13 protein-coding genes are annotated in these 16,683 nt (G+C 69.0%); 6 read left to right on the top strand and 7 right to left on the bottom strand.

Going from position 1 to position 16,683, the window contains the following annotated elements:
• The first annotated feature begins 59 nt into the window (after window positions 1-59).
• A complete protein-coding gene (locus AMYAL_RS47940; RefSeq protein WP_020635816.1) occupies window positions 60-1,718 on the top strand; it encodes an esterase/lipase family protein in 1,659 nt (552 codons plus the stop codon).
• Between the two features lie 201 nt (window positions 1,719-1,919).
• Window positions 1,920-2,345: a hypothetical protein gene (locus AMYAL_RS0134250; RefSeq protein WP_020635814.1), complete on the top strand. Its 426-nt coding sequence runs from the start codon at window positions 1,920-1,922 to the stop codon at window positions 2,343-2,345.
• A 16-nt stretch (window positions 2,346-2,361) separates the two neighbouring features.
• Here the strand turns inward: AMYAL_RS0134250 and AMYAL_RS0134245 are convergent, their stop codons facing one another.
• From AMYAL_RS0134245 to AMYAL_RS0134235, 3 genes are all read right to left on the bottom strand, one after another.
• Window positions 2,362-3,009 carry a response regulator gene (locus AMYAL_RS0134245; RefSeq protein WP_020635813.1) on the bottom strand — a complete coding sequence of 216 codons (648 nt, stop codon included), beginning with the start codon at window positions 3,007-3,009 and terminating at the stop codon, window positions 2,362-2,364.
• A complete protein-coding gene (locus AMYAL_RS0134240; RefSeq protein ID WP_020635812.1) occupies window positions 2,997-4,196 on the bottom strand; it encodes a sensor histidine kinase in 1,200 nt (399 codons plus the stop codon). The genes AMYAL_RS0134245 and AMYAL_RS0134240 overlap by 13 nt, the downstream gene beginning before the upstream one ends.
• 82 nt (window positions 4,197-4,278) lie before the next feature.
• Window positions 4,279-7,308, bottom strand: coding sequence for an NACHT domain-containing protein (locus AMYAL_RS0134235; protein ID WP_020635811.1), 3,030 nt, complete (start codon window positions 7,306-7,308; stop codon window positions 4,279-4,281).
• A gap of 189 nt (window positions 7,309-7,497) precedes the next feature.
• Here AMYAL_RS0134235 and AMYAL_RS0134230 point away from each other — a divergent pair, with 189 nt between their 5' ends.
• Both AMYAL_RS0134230 and AMYAL_RS0134225 read left to right on the top strand, forming a co-directional pair.
• A complete protein-coding gene (locus tag AMYAL_RS0134230; RefSeq protein WP_039794582.1) occupies window positions 7,498-8,238 on the top strand; it encodes an ABC transporter ATP-binding protein in 741 nt (246 codons plus the stop codon).
• 4 nt (window positions 8,239-8,242) lie between these two features.
• Window positions 8,243-10,813, top strand: a complete 2,571-nt coding sequence (locus AMYAL_RS0134225; RefSeq protein ID WP_026467673.1) for an FtsX-like permease family protein — start codon at window positions 8,243-8,245, stop codon at window positions 10,811-10,813.
• A gap of 19 nt (window positions 10,814-10,832) precedes the next feature.
• Here the strand turns inward: AMYAL_RS0134225 and AMYAL_RS0134220 are convergent, their stop codons facing one another.
• Window positions 10,833-12,182: a DUF2252 domain-containing protein gene (locus AMYAL_RS0134220; RefSeq protein ID WP_020635808.1), complete on the bottom strand. Its 1,350-nt coding sequence runs from the start codon at window positions 12,180-12,182 to the stop codon at window positions 10,833-10,835.
• 51 nt (window positions 12,183-12,233) lie between these two features.
• Window positions 12,234-13,001, bottom strand: a complete 768-nt coding sequence (locus AMYAL_RS0134215) for a DUF1206 domain-containing protein (protein WP_084702203.1) — start codon at window positions 12,999-13,001, stop codon at window positions 12,234-12,236.
• Window positions 13,002-13,233: 232 nt separating this feature from the next.
• Here AMYAL_RS0134215 and AMYAL_RS0134210 point away from each other — a divergent pair, with 232 nt between their 5' ends.
• On the top strand, window positions 13,234-14,202 hold the full coding sequence (locus AMYAL_RS0134210; RefSeq protein WP_020635806.1) for an Acg family FMN-binding oxidoreductase: 969 nt from the start codon (window positions 13,234-13,236) through the stop codon (window positions 14,200-14,202).
• Window positions 14,199-14,999 carry a hypothetical protein gene (locus AMYAL_RS46780; RefSeq protein ID WP_051137584.1) on the top strand — a complete coding sequence of 267 codons (801 nt, stop codon included), beginning with the start codon at window positions 14,199-14,201 and terminating at the stop codon, window positions 14,997-14,999. The genes AMYAL_RS0134210 and AMYAL_RS46780 overlap by 4 nt, the downstream gene beginning before the upstream one ends.
• Here AMYAL_RS46780 and AMYAL_RS0134195 read toward each other — a convergent pair.
• Together AMYAL_RS0134195 and AMYAL_RS0134190 are read right to left on the bottom strand one after the other, a co-directional pair.
• Window positions 14,917-16,242: a DJ-1/PfpI family protein gene (locus tag AMYAL_RS0134195; RefSeq protein ID WP_020635803.1), complete on the bottom strand. Its 1,326-nt coding sequence runs from the start codon at window positions 16,240-16,242 to the stop codon at window positions 14,917-14,919. The two genes, AMYAL_RS46780 and AMYAL_RS0134195, sit on opposite strands and share 83 nt — an antisense overlap.
• A 1-nt stretch (window position 16,243) precedes the next feature.
• Window positions 16,244-16,642: a hypothetical protein gene (locus AMYAL_RS0134190; RefSeq protein ID WP_020635802.1), complete on the bottom strand. Its 399-nt coding sequence runs from the start codon at window positions 16,640-16,642 to the stop codon at window positions 16,244-16,246.
• Window positions 16,643-16,683: the final 41 nt, after the last annotated feature.

The raw sequence follows: 16,683 nt of genomic DNA, 5'->3' as shown, positions 1-16,683 counted from the left end.
CAGTTCACCACAAGCCAAGGTCGCGGCGGGTCGGCCCGGAATCGACGTGGGGGCAAGCCGTGACCGAACTCGTCAACGTGCGTACGGACGACGACCCGGTACTGGACATCGTTTTCGTGCACGGCCTCGACGGCGACGCCTGCAAGAGCTGGTCGGCGAAGCGGAAAGGTTCGTTCTGGCCGGAGTGGCTCGGGCGGGACATCGAGGGATTGTCCGTCTGGTCGCTGGGGTACGACGCGGCATCGAGCCGCTGGCTGGGCCACTCGATGCCGATCGAGGATCGGGCGATCAACCTGCTGGCCCGGCTGGAGAGTGACGGGATCGGGCAGCGTCCTTTGTGCTTCGTCACCCACAGCATGGGCGGGCTCGTGGTGAAGGAGATGCTGCTGCACGCGGCCGACGGCCGTGCCGACTACGCCGAGTTCGCCACCGCCACCCGTGGTGTGGTGTTCCTGGCCACCCCGCACACCGGGTCCGACATCGTCACCCATGCCGTGGTCAGGGCGCTGAGCGTCGTCTATCGCAAGACCCCGGCGGTCGACGCCCTCGAACGCAACAGCGCGCATCTTCGTCAGCTCAACACCAAATACCGCAACTGGGCCGCACATCCGGCGACGGATATCAAGCACAAGATCTTCTACGAGACCCAGGCGACCAAGGGGGTACATGTGGTCGACGCGGGCTCGGCCGACCCCGGCCTCCCCGGCCAGACACCCATTCCCGTGGACGCGAACCACATCGACATCTGCAAACCCGCCGCACCCGGCGACCTGGTGTACAGCCAGATCAAGCACTTCATCGCCGGAATCGCCACCACGCTGCGGACAAGCCCGGCTGACACCGCCCAGCCGGAGACAACCCGTAAGCCCCGGCCGGATGACTCCGGTACAGGCGGCCATAAGACGGCCCTTCCGACACCCTCGCCGACACACGTGCGTTCCGCTTCCCGTCGCAGACGGTGGTCACGGCTCACCATGGCGAGGCGGGCAACCGTCGCGGTGGCGGTGAGTGTCGCCGTCGCCGTATCGGTGTGGGTGGCTCTTCCGGACAGCGGCTCACCGGCACCTGGTCCACCGCAACCCGTGAAGATGTCCGCCGCGGTGTCGGACGAGTCCTACCGCTTGGTCTTCCCGGTGAACAACGCACTGGCGAGCGAACAGTCCGTGGAGAAGCTGCACGTGATCATCTCGTTCGACAGTGGCGTGGCCTGTGCCGAAGTGCCGCCCGTGGCCCTCTACGAGGTCGGTGACGTGGTTGTCGCAGAACCATCGGGCACGATCACGCAGGGAGCGGTATCGGCGGAGAGCGGGCCGGCGGCGGGATTCAAGGTGCCGGTTTCCGGGTTGATCAACTACGGCTGCGGGTGGAACCAGGTACAGCTCGACTTCGCCCCTCCCGGAGCGATACTGAACCGGCTCACCACGACACCGATCGCGATCGACGTCCCGCGAAAGATCGCCGTCTCTTACCGCAGGATGCCCGACAAAGGGCCGGTCGCGGAACGTCTCGCCATGCCGGCCCTCGAAGAGCTCAGCGAAGAACGGAGAGTGGCCTTCCGCGTCATAGCCGAGGTCGGCGATGCGAAGACGATCGAATCCTGCTTTCTTTTCGCTCGCTCGGCGTCAGGCCCCCAAGACTGTGATTACGAAGTCAAGGGCACTCCGGTGTTCTGGCGGCAGGTCGCGGTAAGCGAGGGAGAGGTCAGATACGAGCGATAGCTACTCGGGGAGGGTGCCGGTCCACTCGGCGTTGATCCCGGCGCCGGAGGGGTCGGCTTTCACCCCTGCTTCGCCGTCGGCCGGTTTCTTCTTCCCGCCCGTTCTTCGCCGAACTGGCCACGCGGGATGCCGTCGCCGCATAGGATCCACTCGGCGTGGCCGGACGTCTCGGCCTCCGGCGGAAAGTCGTGGAAGGCAGGCATGGCACCCATCACGTACACGATCATCGAGACCATCCCGCGTGCGTTGCTGCTCGTGGTGGGCCTGCTGGGCATGATCTTTTCGATCAAAGGCCGCTCCAGGGGAGTCTCCGGCCTGCTGGTGGCTGCCTTCGTCATCATGATCGTCACGACGGTGGCGAGCATCGTCTGGCAGTTCGTGACGGCGAACCTGTCGTCGTGGGCCGAAGGCCTCAGCGCCGACGAGATCCGATTGATCTTCATGGGGGTCGGCATCCCGCTCGACGCCGGCGGGGTGCTGTCCTGGCTCTTGGTCGCGATCGGGGTGGTCAAGAGCGGTCGTTCGCTTCGGCAATCCGGTCCCGCGCCGTACACGGGACCGGCAGGCTACCCGATGGCAGCGCAGCCGCAGCAGCCTTTCCCGCCCGCTCAGCAGCCGCCGGGCTAGCGTGGCGAAAGCCTGCTCAGTTCTTCCCGCTCAGGTAGGCGAGCACCGCCAAGACCCGGCGGTGCCCGCTGTCCTCCGGCAACCCGAGTTTCGCGAAGATGTTCCGGATGTGCTTGTGCACCGCGCCGTCGCTCACCACCAGCAACTCGGCGATGGTCGTGTTGTTGTAGCCCTCCGCCATCAGGCCGAGCACCTCGCGCTCGCGCGCGGTGAGTCCTTCGAGCGGATCGGTCGCCCGGCGGTGCGCCATCAGCTGGGTGATCACCTCGGGGTCCATGGCCGTCCCGCCCTTGACGACCCGGTCCAGCGCGTCGAGGAACTTCTCGACCTTCCCGACCCGCTCCTTGAGCAGATACCCGACAGCGCCCTTGCCGTCGGCCAGGAGTTCCGCCGCGTAGCCGGTTTCGACGTGAGCCGAAAGCACGAGCACGGGCAGGCCGGGGTACATCTTCCGCGCCTTGACGGCGGCACGGAGACCTTCGTCGGTGTGGGTCGGCGGCAGCCGGACGTCGGTGATCACCGCGTCGGGCCGGTCCTTGGTGACCAGTTCGAGGAACTCGTCCACGTCGTCCACCGCCGCGGCGACGTCGATGCCCGACGTGTTCAGCAGCATCACCAGGCCTTCGCGCAGCAGCGCGTCGTCCTCGACGATCACGACCCGCATGGCAACTCCACTTTCAGTACGGTCGGCCCGCCCTGAGGGCTGGACAGCTTCAAGGTCCCGTCGAACGCCTCGGCGCGTTTGCGGATACCGGACAGGCCGCTGCCGCCGGTTTCGTCGGCGCCGCCGCGCCCGTCGTCGCGGATTTCGATGAGCAGGGAGTCCGCCGCGCCGTCGAGGGTGACCCAGGCGTGCTCGGCGCCGGAGTGCTTGGTGATGTTGGTCAGCATCTCGGCGACGACGAAGTAGGCGGCCGCCTCGACGGCGGCGGGACGGCGGCTGTCACTGAGAACGGCCACAGTGCACGGAACGGGGCAGCGATCGGCGAGCGCGGTGACGGCGCCGTCGAGGCCGCGGTCGGTGAGCAGCGGCGGATAGATACTGCGGACGACGGTCCGGAGTTCGGCCAGCGCGCCGGTCGCGGTGTCCTGCGCCTTGCCCAGCAGTTCCCGTGCCTTTTCCGGATTGGTCTCGAAAATCGAGTCGGCGATCCCCAGCTGCAGCACCACCGCGGCGATCCTCGCCTGGGTCCCGTCGTGCAGATCCCGTTCGAGACGGCGGAGTTCGGCGCCGTGCGCCTCCAGCGCGGCGGCACGGGACGCGGCCAGTTCGACGACGCGGTCGGTCAGCACGACACCGGGCGCGGGTGAGAGCAGCTTGCGCGCCACGGAAGCCTGCCACCGCGCCACACCGGGGAACAGGAACATGATCGCGATCATGCCGACGCCGCTGATCAGGCTGAGCCCAGCCAGCGGCCAGGACGTCACCACGAACCCGAGTGAGCTTTCCATCCCGCCGGGCACCGTCTGCCAGACGAATGCCGTGACGATCTGCCGGAGGCCACCGAGCGGGAGTCCGATGGCGAAGATCCCGATGACGAATCCGGTGGCGCCGTGGAAGAGAAGCCAGCCCAGGTCCCGCCGCGAGGCCGGGTCGGTCACCGGGTTCCCGGACCGGTACGGCTCGGGGATCGGCTCGTCCAGCAGGCGGGCGGCCCGGCGGCGTTCGAAGTCGACCGGACGGCGGATCAGCCGGAGCGCGACCGGCAGCGCCGGGATCCCGACGCCGAAGGGGCACATCAGCAGCACGAAGAGCATGCCGACGAGGACGAACCAGGAAACCATCGACGAGGCCGCGCCGATCGCCAGGTACCGGATCGCGGACCAACAGGACCGCAGCCGGGTGATCACGTCACCAGTCTCGCATCCGGCCTGCGACGATGTCGCCGCAGGTACTGCTCGGGTCAGGGCCGCGAGATCCCCGTGTCTCGGATCACTCCGCGGCACCGTTCCCGGAAATCCCCGACATCCAGCGGATGGCCGCCATCGCCTGGTAGCGCGGCTCCGCAGCCTTGACGTCGGGCGCCAAGCCCTGACGCAGTGACCGCAGGAGCGTCCGCCCCTCCTCGTTCTGGACCTCCTCGCCCGCGAGCAACACGACGGGCCCCCACTTCCGGCTGTACTTGGACGGGTCGTTCAAAGCAGGAACATCGACCAGCAACCGGGGAAACGCGGCGATCGCGGGGATGAAGTCGTCGAAGTCCACTAGGCCTAAATCGTTCGCGTCGTGTGCCAGCGACACCAGCTCTTGGACAGCCTCGTATTCCAGCTGCCCGAGCCACCTCTGCAAGAAGTGGACCACGGCGTAGTAGAGGTCGAACCCACGCCAGTTGGACAAGCCTGGTTCGAGCCGGGCGTCCCTCAGGAGATCGAGGGGAAACTGGAGGTCGGGCTTCTCCCCGCCCCAAATGCTGTGGGCCACCGTCGAGAGCAGCAATCCAGTGACCTGAGTCATCTTGGGCCGGCGCAGCTCTTCGGCGTCCAGCCCCTGCAGTGCCAATCCGTTCGAGTGAGTGTCCAAGCCGCCTTTGTCATCGGTCATGCTGTAGTACGCCAGTTCGGTGGCCCAGCCCGGCAGCGCGGGCAGGCGCTTGACCGGCTTGCCTTCGCTGCCGAAGTCGATCACCTCGACCAAGGAGCGCCAGCCGGGCGCCGGCAGGCCCGCCCGCCACAGGCGCACCATCGCGATCCGTTCGGCGTCGTCGACAAAGGGGACGTCGTCGCCGGCCAACGCCAGGAGCAGCACCAGGTTCGCCGAATAGGCGGCCATCTCCCGGAGGTGGTCGACCGGGGTCGGCCGATAGCCCGCGAATCCCGTCCCGCCGCGCCGGTCGCGATACTCACCGGCGAGGTGAACCAGTGCTCGGGCGCAGTCGAAGCGTTCCTCTGCGGGAAGCCTCCGCAAGAGCGTGGTCAGGAAGTTGATGGTGGTCGCCCTGGTGGCGAGGGTCTGGTGGCTGAGCAACGCGAAGATCAGGTCGTCGTCGTACCGTCTCCCCGCCGGTGTCGATCGGCGAGTGCGCGCCACCTCACGCAGTACCCGGATCGTGTGGTGGGCGACGAGGTACTCGCCGAAAGTGGCGTGGAGGAACTCGTAAGCCCGCCGGACGTCCTCATCGCGGTGCCCGTCCGCCTCGTCGGTGTGGATGAAGAAGAAGCGCCCGATGATCCGCTGGCCGAGCCGATGCGGCTCCAGATCGGAGGAGGTTTGGGTGAGGACGCGGATATCGGAGCCGAGGTCGTGGTCGCGGACGCTCTGGCGGTCGCGGTTGAACATCGCGAACGCGGCGACACCCAGGCGCCACATCTCCTCGTCGACCGCGTCCTGGGCGACCTCCGGCCGGGCCTTGGCCAGTTCGCGGCGGACGAAGCTGGTGAGGATCCGCTCGTAGAAGACGTCCCTGGAGGTGCCCGCCTCCAACGGCTCGGCCTTCGGATCCGCCGAGTAGAGGGCCAGCATCAGCAGCAACAGCGGCTGAGCGGTCAGGTCGCTCAGCTCGGTGGCCACGTCGGGTCGAAGCTCGCCCATCCGGCCGGAGGTGATGGCGGGCAGGTTCTGGCCGCGCCAGATCTCCAGCCAGGAGAGCATCTGCTCCTCGGAGAAGTCCTCGAGCTTCACCACGGTGGTCCAGGGAGCGACACGCACCCGGTCGGCGACCACGGTCCGCGAGGTCACGACCACCACCACCGGATAGCCCAGGTCGGCTTCGGCGGCCTGGAACTCCGCGACCTGTTCCAGATAGTCCTTGCGCTCGGCGGTCGAGGCCTGCAACAGCTCGTCGAGACCGTCGAGGATGACGACCCTCGTCCGCTCCGGCGCCTCGTCCACCAGGTCGCCCCATTTGACGCGGTCGTTGACGAGGAGGTCCAGCGCCTCCTGGATCTGCGCGGGAACACGGGCGTCGGCGTTGACCCGCCGCAGCTCCACCCGCACGACGATGAAGTCCTTGGCGGGCAATCGTGCCGCGAGCACCTTGCTGAACAGGGATTTCCCCGCCCCTGGGTGCCCGAGCAGCAGCAGCGGGCTCTCCACGCTGCGTGGAGAGAACAGGTACGACCCCAGGAACCGGTCGAGATCGTCATGGACGTCCAGGCTCTCCCAGTCATAGTCGTTCGCGGGGACGTCGCCTGTCGTCACGACACTGCGGAAGCGCGGTGCTTGGTAGATGCGCCAGACCGCGGGCAAGGTGACCTGGTTGACCGCGCCGACACCGTCGGGGGTGATCGGCTTCGCCAGCACGGCCTGATTGCTCTTGGCCAGGAGCTTCGCGCCTGGAGTGAGGTCGTCGTCACGCTCGACGCCGCGCGCCAGCAAGATCTCGTTGAGGCGGTTCAACGCCCACGACTGGGCGTTCACGGCGGCGAGGACGGCCTGGCCGGTGTCCCGGATCTCCGCCAAGCCACCAAGGCGGGCCCACAAGGAGAACTCGGGCACATCGGCCGCCAGGTCGGCGAAGTAGGCCCGGTATCGAACGGTCGCTCTGTCCTTCAGCACGGAGATGGCCTCCTCGTCCATGCCGACGAGGTGGCCGAGATTGAGGTAGTGGAAGCTCAGTTGGGCATCACTCAGCAGACACCCTCTCCAGTACTGCAGCTCCAGCGCGGAATCGAACGCGGGCCCCAGCGAGCGCAGGTGATCTTTGGAGAGCTTGACCCCGCTCTCACGCGTGACGTCGAAGAAGGCGGACACCACGATCGTCGTGTGGGCGGCGTCGATGAGCTCGTAGCGTTCTTTGCCCTTGGCCTTCCCCAACCGCCGGATGCCCGCCTGGACCAGCTTGCGGATCAAACCCGAAGCCTCGTTCTTCTGGTCCACCAGATTGAACGCCCAGGCCACCGGCGTCACGACGCTGCCGAGGATGAATCCGCCGAGAACCGTGTCCAGCGCGTCGAGGAGAGAGTCGGAGCCATGCCCGAGGATCTTCAGCGCGCCCCGGTACGTGTACGGCGGATCTTTCGCCACGGTTGGTCCCCCTGCCCGATTCAAGTTTCGCCTCGATGAGCCGGATAGTCGCGCGGGAGGCGAGGGCTGTTACGCGCGTCGTCATGGTGGTGCCTGCGCTACCCCAAGTCTTCCCTCACGCGGGATCGATCGTGGCCTCCAGTGAACGTAGGTTTCTTCGAGAGAGATCAACACGCATAAGGGGAAAAGATGAACGCAGGGGGCACGTGCGCCTTGGCACTGGAATCCGTGAGCAAGGTCTACGGATCCGGTGACGGCGCGGTCACGGCTTTGAACGGGGTGACCGTCGGGGTGCGCAAGGGCACGTTCACCGCGGTGATGGGGCCTTCGGGATCGGGTAAGAGCACCTTCCTGCACTGCGCGGCGGGGCTGGACAAGCCGAGTTCGGGGCGGGTGCTGCTGGGGGACACGGAACTGAGCGGGTTGCGTGAGAAGGCGCTCACCGAGCTGCGGAGGACCCGGATCGGGTTCATCTTCCAGGCGTACAACCTGCTGCCGTCGCTGAACGTTTTGCAGAACATCACGCTGCCGATGCGGCTGGCCGGGCAGAAGCCCGATCCGCAGTGGCTGCGCGAGATCGTCGAGGGGGTCGGGATCGCGAAGCGGCTCGAACACCGCCCGTCGGAACTTTCCGGCGGCCAGCAGCAGCGGGTCGCGATCGCCCGCGCGCTGGTCACCCGGCCCGAGGTCGTCCTCGCCGACGAGCCGACCGGGGCGCTGGACACGCGCACCGCACGCCAGGTGCTCGACCTGCTCCGTTCCATTGTGGACACCATGGGGCAGACCGTGCTGATGGTCACCCACGACCCGGTCGCTGCGTCGGCCGCGCACGGCGTGCTGTTCCTGGCCGACGGCAAGCTGGCGGGGCACCTGCCGCAGCCGACGCCGGAACGCGTCGCCGAGCGCATGACCCACCTCGGGGAGTGGTGACGTCATGTGGGATTTGGCATGGCAGACGGCGAAGACCCGCTTGAGCGGTTTCGTCGGCGCGTTCGTCGCTATCCTGCTCGGCACGGCGCTGGTCGCCGGCTGCGGCATCCTGATGGAATCCGGCCTGCGGGCGGGTGTCCCGACCCAGCGTTACGCCGACGCGGCGGTCGTCGTTGGCGGGCAGCAGGAGGTCGACCCGCCCGGAGCCGGGCCACTCGAAGGTCAGCAGGTCGCGGAGCAGGCGTCGGTCCCGGTGTCGCTCGCCGGGGCGATCGCCGCGGTGCCGGGGGTCCGCGGTGTGGTGACGGAGCAGAGCTTCCCGGCGAACGTGGTGACGGCCGACGGCCGGGCGCTGAACGGGCCGGAGGGTGGCCAGTCGCTGGGCCACAACTGGGACGCCGCCGCGCTGGCGCCGTTCTCGCTGCGTGAAGGCAAGGCTCCCGCCGGCGCCGACGAGGTGGTCCTCGACGCGGAACTGGCTTCCCGGAGCAAGGCCACCGTCGGCGGGCACGTGAAGATCGCCGTCCGGTCGACGCCGGTGGACTTCGTGGTCTCCGGGATCGCCGCGCCGAAATCGGGCGACGGCCTCGCGCGGCAGTCCTCCGTGTTCTTCTCACCGGAGAAGGCCGTCGAACTCGCCGGGACACCGGGCCAGGCGCACGCGGTCGGTGTGCTGGCAGACCCCGGCGTCACGCCGGACGGTCTCGCCGACCGGATCCGGGAGGCGGTGGGTTCCGACAAGGTGACCGTGACGACCGGGGTCGAGCGCAGCACGGTCGAGTTCCTCGACGTCAGCCAGACACGCATGCTGCTGATGGCGCTCGCCGGCTCGTTCGGCGGGTTCGCGCTCCTCATCGCGGTGTTCGTCGTGGCCAGCACGCTGGCGCTGGTCATCAACCAGCGCCGCCGGGAGTTCGCCCTGCTGCGGGCCATCGCGGCGACCCCCCAGCAGATCCGCAAGCTCATCGGCGCCGAGACGATGCTGGTCGCGATCGTCGCCGGGGTGCTGGGCAGCGGTCTCGGCGTGGCGGTCGGCTTCGGGCTGAAGAACGCCTTCGGGGCCATCGGGGTGATCCCGCCGGACTTCGAGCTGGCGCTGAGCCCGATCCCGCTCGTCGCCGCGCTGGTGCTCGGGCTGGGCACCGCCCGGTTGGCCGCGTGGTCGGCTTCGCGCCGTCCGTCGTCGATCCGCCCGGTGGAGGCGCTCGGCGAGGCGGCGGTGGAACGCAAGGAACTCGGCCGGGCGCGTGTCCTCGTCGGCTGCGGGCTGGTGGCCGTCGGCCTGGGCGGTTCGCTGGTGCCGACGTTCGTGCCCGGCGAGCCGGGGATCGCGGCCGCGTCGATGGCGGCGCTGATCATCGTGATCGGGCTGGCCGTCCTCGGTCCGAAGGTCGTCGCGTTCATGACGCGGCTGCTCGCCCCGGTGCTCAGCCGGACGTCCAGGATCAGCGGCTATCTCGCCGCCGCGAACAGCCAGGCCAACGCGCGGCGCCTCGCCTCCGCGGTGACGCCGGTGATGCTGGCGGTCGCGTTCGCGCTCTCGATGTTCTACAGCCAGACCTCCGCGGCCGCCGCCAGGCAGGAGGAGACGGTGGCGTCGACCACCGCGGACCACGTGCTGGCGAGCACCACCGGCCACCTGTCACCGGAGGTGGCGGAAGCGGCACGGCGGATCCCTGGTGTCGCCGCGGCGACACCGGTCGTGCGCACCGAAGTGCTGAACACAGTGCAGGAGCAGGACACCGTGCGTACCGAGCGATACGGTGCTCAGGGACTGGACGGCGCGCAGGTCCGCGGGAGCCTCGACCTGGGTGTCGTGTCGGGCAAGATCACGGATCTCACCGGGAACACCGTCGCGATGAGCGAACGGGAAGCCGACTGGTACGAGAAGAAGATCGGCGACGAGGTCGAGTTCTACTTCGGTGACGGCGCTCCGGCGAAGCTGCGGCTGGTCGCCACCTACACCCACGACCAGGCTTTCGGCCGCTACGTGCTGCCCGCGGACCTGGCCAGGGCGCACACCGGCGACCGGATGGACGATTCGGTGCTGGTGCGGCAGCAACCCGACGCGGACCCCGAGACCGTGACGGCCGCGCTGCGCGACCTCACGGCGCGCTATCCGGGCCTGGTCGTCACGCCGGGATCGGTGGTGGCCGCGCCCGCCGGCGGCCAGCAGCAGGCCCAGTTCTACGTGAATCTGGTCGCGGTCGGCGTGATCCTCGGCTACGTGGTCATTTCGGTGGCCAACACGCTGGTGATGAGCACGGCGCAGCGCTCGCGGGAGTTCGCGCTGCTGCGGCTGATCGGCACCACGAAACGCCAGGTGGTGCGGATGATGCGCTTCGAGGCGCTGGCGACGGTGGGGGTCGCGGCGCTGCTGGGGACCGTGGTGGCGGCGATCCCCCTGATGCTGCTGAACCTCGGCCTGCGCGGGACACCGCTGCCGTCCGGCACGCTCGCCGTCTTCGGCGGGGTCATCGCCGGGGCGATCCTGCTCGGCCTGGTCTCGCTCGGACTCGCCACCCGTGTCGCGCTGCGGTCGAAGCCGATCGAGGCGATCGGCCTCCGCGAGTAGCGCGCTCCCCGTCGTCCGGTCAGCCCTCCGCGGCAGGCCGGACGGCGGGGATCTTCCCGCCGCGGAAGGCGTCCACGAACAATCGGTGGTCCTCCCGCGACTGCTCGGCGTAGGCCATCCCGAACTCGGTCAGTGTGCGGACGAACTCGTCCTCGCGGTCGCCGATCACTTCGGCGATGGCCGCTTCGCTCTGGAAATCGACCAGCGTCTGCTCGGAGTCCGAATCGGACACGCAGTGCATCTTCGCGGTGGCCCGGCCGAGATAGTCGAGGACCGGCCGCATCTCCGACGGCTCGGTCAGCTCCGACCAGTCCAGGTCGTCGACGTAGGGCGACAGTTCCGAGACGACGAACCCGGTCCCGTCGATCTCCGTGTACCCGAGCCAGGGATCGGCGTGCGCCTGCAACGCGCGCTGGGAGACGGCGGTGCGGTGCCCCTCGTTCGTGAAGTAGCCGCGGATGCGTTCCTCGGCCACGATCCGGCTCGGCGCCGCGACATTCCCTTGTTTCATCGACAGGACGACGTCGTTCTCGAGTGCCTGGGTCCGGCCCTCGACGAGGATGTTGTACGCGGGCAGCCCGGCCGAGCCGATGCCGAACCCGCTCCGGCCGACGATGTCCTTGACCCGGTAGGTGATACTGCCGAACCGCTTGTTCTCCGGAATGGTGTCCAAATAGGACTCGAAGGCGGCGATCGCGGTCTCGCGTTCGGCCTCTTCCAGTACCCGGACGCCCGGACCGCGCCGGAATCTGCGGTCGTAATCCTCCACCGTGGTGACCTCGTCGAGCAGGTCGATCCGCGTCTTGAGCCGGGCCCGGAGCAGGACGCCGTGCAGAACGCCTTCGGTGCTGTCCAGCTGGAGCCGGACGAGCTCGTCGCCGGGGCGCTCCGCGTACTCGCGGACCTGCTTCACATAGGCGCGCAGGTACGTGCCGATCAGCGTCTCGATGTCGTCGTCCGAGATCGCCTTGCTCCACGCCAGCAGCGCGACACTGGCCGCCAGCCGCTTGAGGTCCCAGGTGAAGCAGCCGAGGTAGGCCTCGTCGAAATCGTTGACGTCGAACACCAGCGTCCCGGACGAATCCATGTAGCTGCCGAAGTTCTCGGCGTGGAGGTCGCCCTGGATCCACACCCGGCTGGTCTCGTCGTTCGCCCACGGGTCGTCCTCGTCTGCCATGTCCGCGTAGAAGAGGCACGCCGAGCCCCGGTAGAAGGCGAACGGCGCGGCGGCCATCTTGCGGAACTTGCGGCGGAACGCGTCGGCGTCCGCGCGCATGAGGTCGTCGAAGGCCTCTACCAGCACCTCGACGATCCGCGCCTGCCGATCGTCCTCGCCCCGCTCGCGGATCCGTTCGACCACACCTGTCATCACGACCTCCAGACGTCTTTCACGGTGCCACAGGTCGGTTCGCCGGGCAGATCAGATCTTGCGGAAGCGTGCGTCCAGCAGCGCGAAGACCCCGAACGCGGCGATCCCGGCAGCGAGCGCCAGGAGCATCGGTCCGCCATAGGGCTGGGCGACGAGCGTCTTCAGCGCGGCGTCGAGCCCGCTCGCCTTGGCGGGGTCGAAGGTGACCGCGGCGATGACCGTCAGCACGCCGACGGTGCCGTACGCCACGGACAGCGCGATCCAGCCGATCTGACCGAGCCGGATCGTCGTGGTGCGGGTAGGCCCGGAGGCACCGCCGAACTCGAGTTCGCGCGTGAAGGTCTTCCGGAACCCGCGCTGGGCGAGGAACATCGCCACCGCGACGACGGCTATCCCGGTGGCGTTCACCAGAACCTGGCCGTAGGACTTCGCGAGGATCCCGGCGACCAACGACGTCTGGCCGTCGTCGGCGCCCGCGACGGCGATCTTCACCGCGCTGTAGGAGACGAGGCCGTACAGCACGACCTCGATCCCGCTGACGATCCTGCGCACCGTCCGCCGTCGCGCTTTCACCTGCCGGTGTCCGGTGATCGCCTCGCCGAGTTGCCACAACGCCAGTACGGCGAGCCCGGCCGCGATGAGCCACAGCAGCCACGCGCCTCCTTCGGCGACCACCATCTGCAGGGCGCCTGCCTTGTCCGCCTTGGCGGTGTCACCGAGGGCGACCCGCGCCGCGAGCCACGCGACGAGCAGGTGCACGACGGCGTAGCAGACGAGCCCACCGCGGGCGAGCAGGCCGAACGTCTTGCTGTCGCGCATCGGGCGATCCTTGCCGAGCGGGAGGTCGCTCACCAGGGCCGGCCGGAGCAATGTGCCCAGTCTCTTGAGAGGCGCCGGTGCCGGTGCGTCAAGTGTCCGTCCGCCAGGACACGTTTGCCTTGATAGAACGGACCGAGAGGGCCGAAAGTCCCGGTCCGAAAAGGACCACGGCCACTCCCGGTCCGGGCTTCCGCACGACAGGCTGAGAGGACCCCTCCGGCTAGGAGCCGCGATGATCCTCACTGAAGCACCGGTCGTCACCGCCGCGCTGGAGGCCGCCGTCCGGGCGCCGTCGCCGCACAACAGCCAGCCGTGGCTCTTCGAACTCGGACCGGACGTCATCGACCTCGTCCTCGACGAGGACCGCGTGCTGGAGGTCTGCGACCCGGACCGGCGGGAAGCACGGCTGTCCTGCGGTGCCGCGTTGCTGAATCTCGAACTCGCGATCGCCGTCGCCGGATGGTCCTGTGACGTGGAGTTCCTGCCACGGAAGGACCGGCCGGAACTGCTGGCCAGGATCGCGATCGGGCCGAGGCACCGGGCGACGGCGGCGGAGCAGAGCCTGGCGGCGTCGATCCGCGCGCGGTACAGCAACCGGCGGCCGTTCGCCTCGACCCCGGTCCCGGCCGGGGCCCGGCACGCGGTCCGGCAGGCGGCCAGGGAAGAGGGCGCGAAGCTGATCCTGCTCGACGAGGTCGGCCTGCTGGAGGCGGTCACGGGACTCATCCGGCGGGCGGACCACCTGCAGGCGCTCGACGAGGGCTTCCAAGCGGAACTTCGCGCGTGGACCAAGGAGAACGGGAGCCGCGACGGCGTCCCTGCCTACGCGGGCGGGCCTCGCCCCGACGGCGGGCTTCTTCCCGTCCGGCACCACGGGGAGAGCGAGCAGGCCAGGGAATTCGAACGCGACCCGGTCGTCGCGGTACTGGCGACACCGACCGACGGGCCGTTCGCCCAGCTCCGGGCGGGGCGGGCGATGCAGCGGGCGTTGCTGACGGCGACTTCGCTCGGCCTCAGCGCGTCGTTCTATTCGCAGCCCATCGAGATCCCGTCCGCTCGCGCCGTCCTGCGGTCACTGCTCGGCGAGAACGAGCACCCGCAGGCTGTTTTCCGCCTGGGCTATGGCTTCCCTGGTTCCACCACGCCGCGCCGTCCGGTCGACGCGGTCAGCCGGACGAGACCGGGGGAGGGCCACCGGTGAACGCGTCCGCCGTACTCGGCACGCATCAGTGGACGGCCGAGGAGACGCGGATCCTGGTGCGGGCCGCGCGCTGGGCACCACGGCGGTGGCTGCGCGGCGAATGGCCGCTGGAGGTCCGGGGCGACGGTGCCGACCTGGTCGAACGGCCAGGGCCCGACAGCCGGGGAAGGCTGATCGCGGGTGGCGCGCTGCTCGTCCATCTCGAAGTCGCGATGCGGGCGCTGGGCTGGCTCCCGGAGACCAGGTTGCCGCACGACGGCGGTGACTCGCGGCTGATCGCGCGGATCACCGCCGCCACCCGGAGACGTCCCGGCCCCGACGATCTCGCTCTGTTCGGGGCGATGTCCGGGCGCGCGTCGTACTCGTTCCACGGTCCGCCGACTCTGAGCACGGACGAGGAACCCGCCGACGGTGTCCGCGTGAAATCGTTTTCGCCGCGGCAGATCCGGTCGCTGCCGAGGATCGGCAGCGCGATCGCGCCACCGGGCGAGGAACCGGAGGAAGCGTGGTCGGCCTTCCTGGTCACCAGCGCCTCCGAGGCACGCCACCACCTGGTGCGGGCGGCCTGGTGGCGCAGCGGCTCCGGCTGGTGGCCACCGAATCCGGCCTGCGGTGTTCGACCGTCACCGAGCCGTTCGATCCACCGAAGGTCCGGGTCTCGCTGTTCGGGCTCACCGGGCTTCCCGGTATCCCGCAACTGGCGGTCGGCGTCCATCACGCTCGGCGGCGGTAGCGGGCGCGGATCCCGAAGGCCGCGAGCAGACCGAGGACGGCCAGCCCGAACGGCCGGAGCGTGACCGTCCACGGCCACGCCGCGCCACCGAGCGCGAGGTGATCGGTCCGGTACTCCAGTGTCCGGGCCGTCCATCGCGTGGTGGCGGTGTCCGTGATGCGCGCCAGGTCTTCCAGCACCGCGTCGAACGGGAACCCCGGCGCGGCGTGCAGGTACACCGGCGACAGCGCGGAGTACCGATCGGCCGCGTGCCTGGCTGCCGCGTCGGCGCCGGGCACGATCAGCCTGTCGAGGCCGTCCGCGGACGGCGTGCCGCGCGGGGCGAAGGTCAGTCCGTGCCGCGACTGGATCGGCGTGCCGTCGAGACCCAGCGCCGTCGTCTCGACCGCCAGCGACTGGCCGTAGGTGTCGAACACCGCGGCGAGTTCCAGTTCCCGGATCCCGTTGGTCAGCAGGACCCCGAGCGTCGGCTTGTCCCAGTTGAAGGCGGTGTTGAACCCGACGACGGTGTCCGCCGCCTCGAAGGTGTTCTGTGTCATCGGCGGACTGGAACCGGGGGAGTAGTGGGTCCAGCCGACCGCTTCGGCGGTTTTGCGCGCGGCTTCGGTGCCGGCGAACCGCTCGGTGAGCCGGAGCGCGCCGTCGACCCCGGACAGGATCCCCGCTGTGGTCACGATGTTCCCGTCGTCGACGTAGCGTGTGCCGCGAACCCAGTCCACGGCGGGGAATTCCTCGTCGAAGCCGCCGATGCGGATCCAGTGCGCGGTGGCTTTCCGCCCGTCGAGGAGACCCGCCGAGGCGAGGACGCCCGAGCCGTTGCAGACGCTCATGAGCAGCGAGCCCTTCGACGACTGCTGCTTCAGCCAGTCGGTCACCGGTCGCGTGGTCGGCTCACCGAGGTCCGGCAGCGCGGGCATCACCACGACCTCGGGGGCGGCGGACGCGAGCAGCCGATCCAGACCGGCGAAACTCAGGTCGGGGATCAGGTCGAGCCCGCCGGTCAAGGTGACCGGCCGGGCTTCCGGCGCGACGGTGTAGACGTTGAACGCGCCGCTCGCAGCCAGGATTTCGTAAGGGACGAGTGTGTCGGAGACGACGGCGCCCTGGTTGCCCACGACGATCACCGCGGTGGGCTTGGCGGGATCGTGTGCCCGGCGAACCGGTTGCGTCGAGACCCCCTCGGTTCTCGGCGCATAGCGGTTCTCGAAGCTGGCGCTGAGCGCGACAGCGCCGAGAGTGAGCGGCAGGGTCAGCGCGGCGACGGTGAACGCCAGCACGGTCAGCGTGACACGGAGGAAGGCGCGCATGTCAGGCTCCGTACTCGGTGCGACGGCGGAGCATGGCGACGAGCATCGCGGGAACCATCAGGACGTGCCCGGCCGTCATCAAGGTCGTCCCGGAGACCAGGCCGGTCCAGAAGAACGGCAGGACGAGGACGTACGGCAGGTACATCGCGACCGACATCTCCGCGATCGAAGCCCAGCCGTGGCGCCGGATCCGCATCCACAGCGCCATGCCGAGCGACATGTTCGTCGCCATCACCAGCGCGCTCGCGGTCACGTTCCTCGCCAGGTCCGGCCACAGGAACGACCAGACCGGTTCGAGCACGATCATCCCGGCCACCATCGCGAGGAGCATTTCCACCGCGTGACGGGTGAAGTGCAGGACGACCCGGTTGCGGGTCTTCGGTTCTGTCGCGTGCTTCATTTCCGGCTCCCTCGTTCGGTACGACGGGAGCAATGTTCGGT

The sequence above is a fragment of the Amycolatopsis alba DSM 44262 genome (assembly GCF_000384215.1).
GTDB classification, from domain to species: Bacteria; Actinomycetota; Actinomycetes; order Mycobacteriales; family Pseudonocardiaceae; genus Amycolatopsis; species Amycolatopsis alba.
This window is presented reverse-complemented; position numbering and strand designations above follow the sequence as displayed.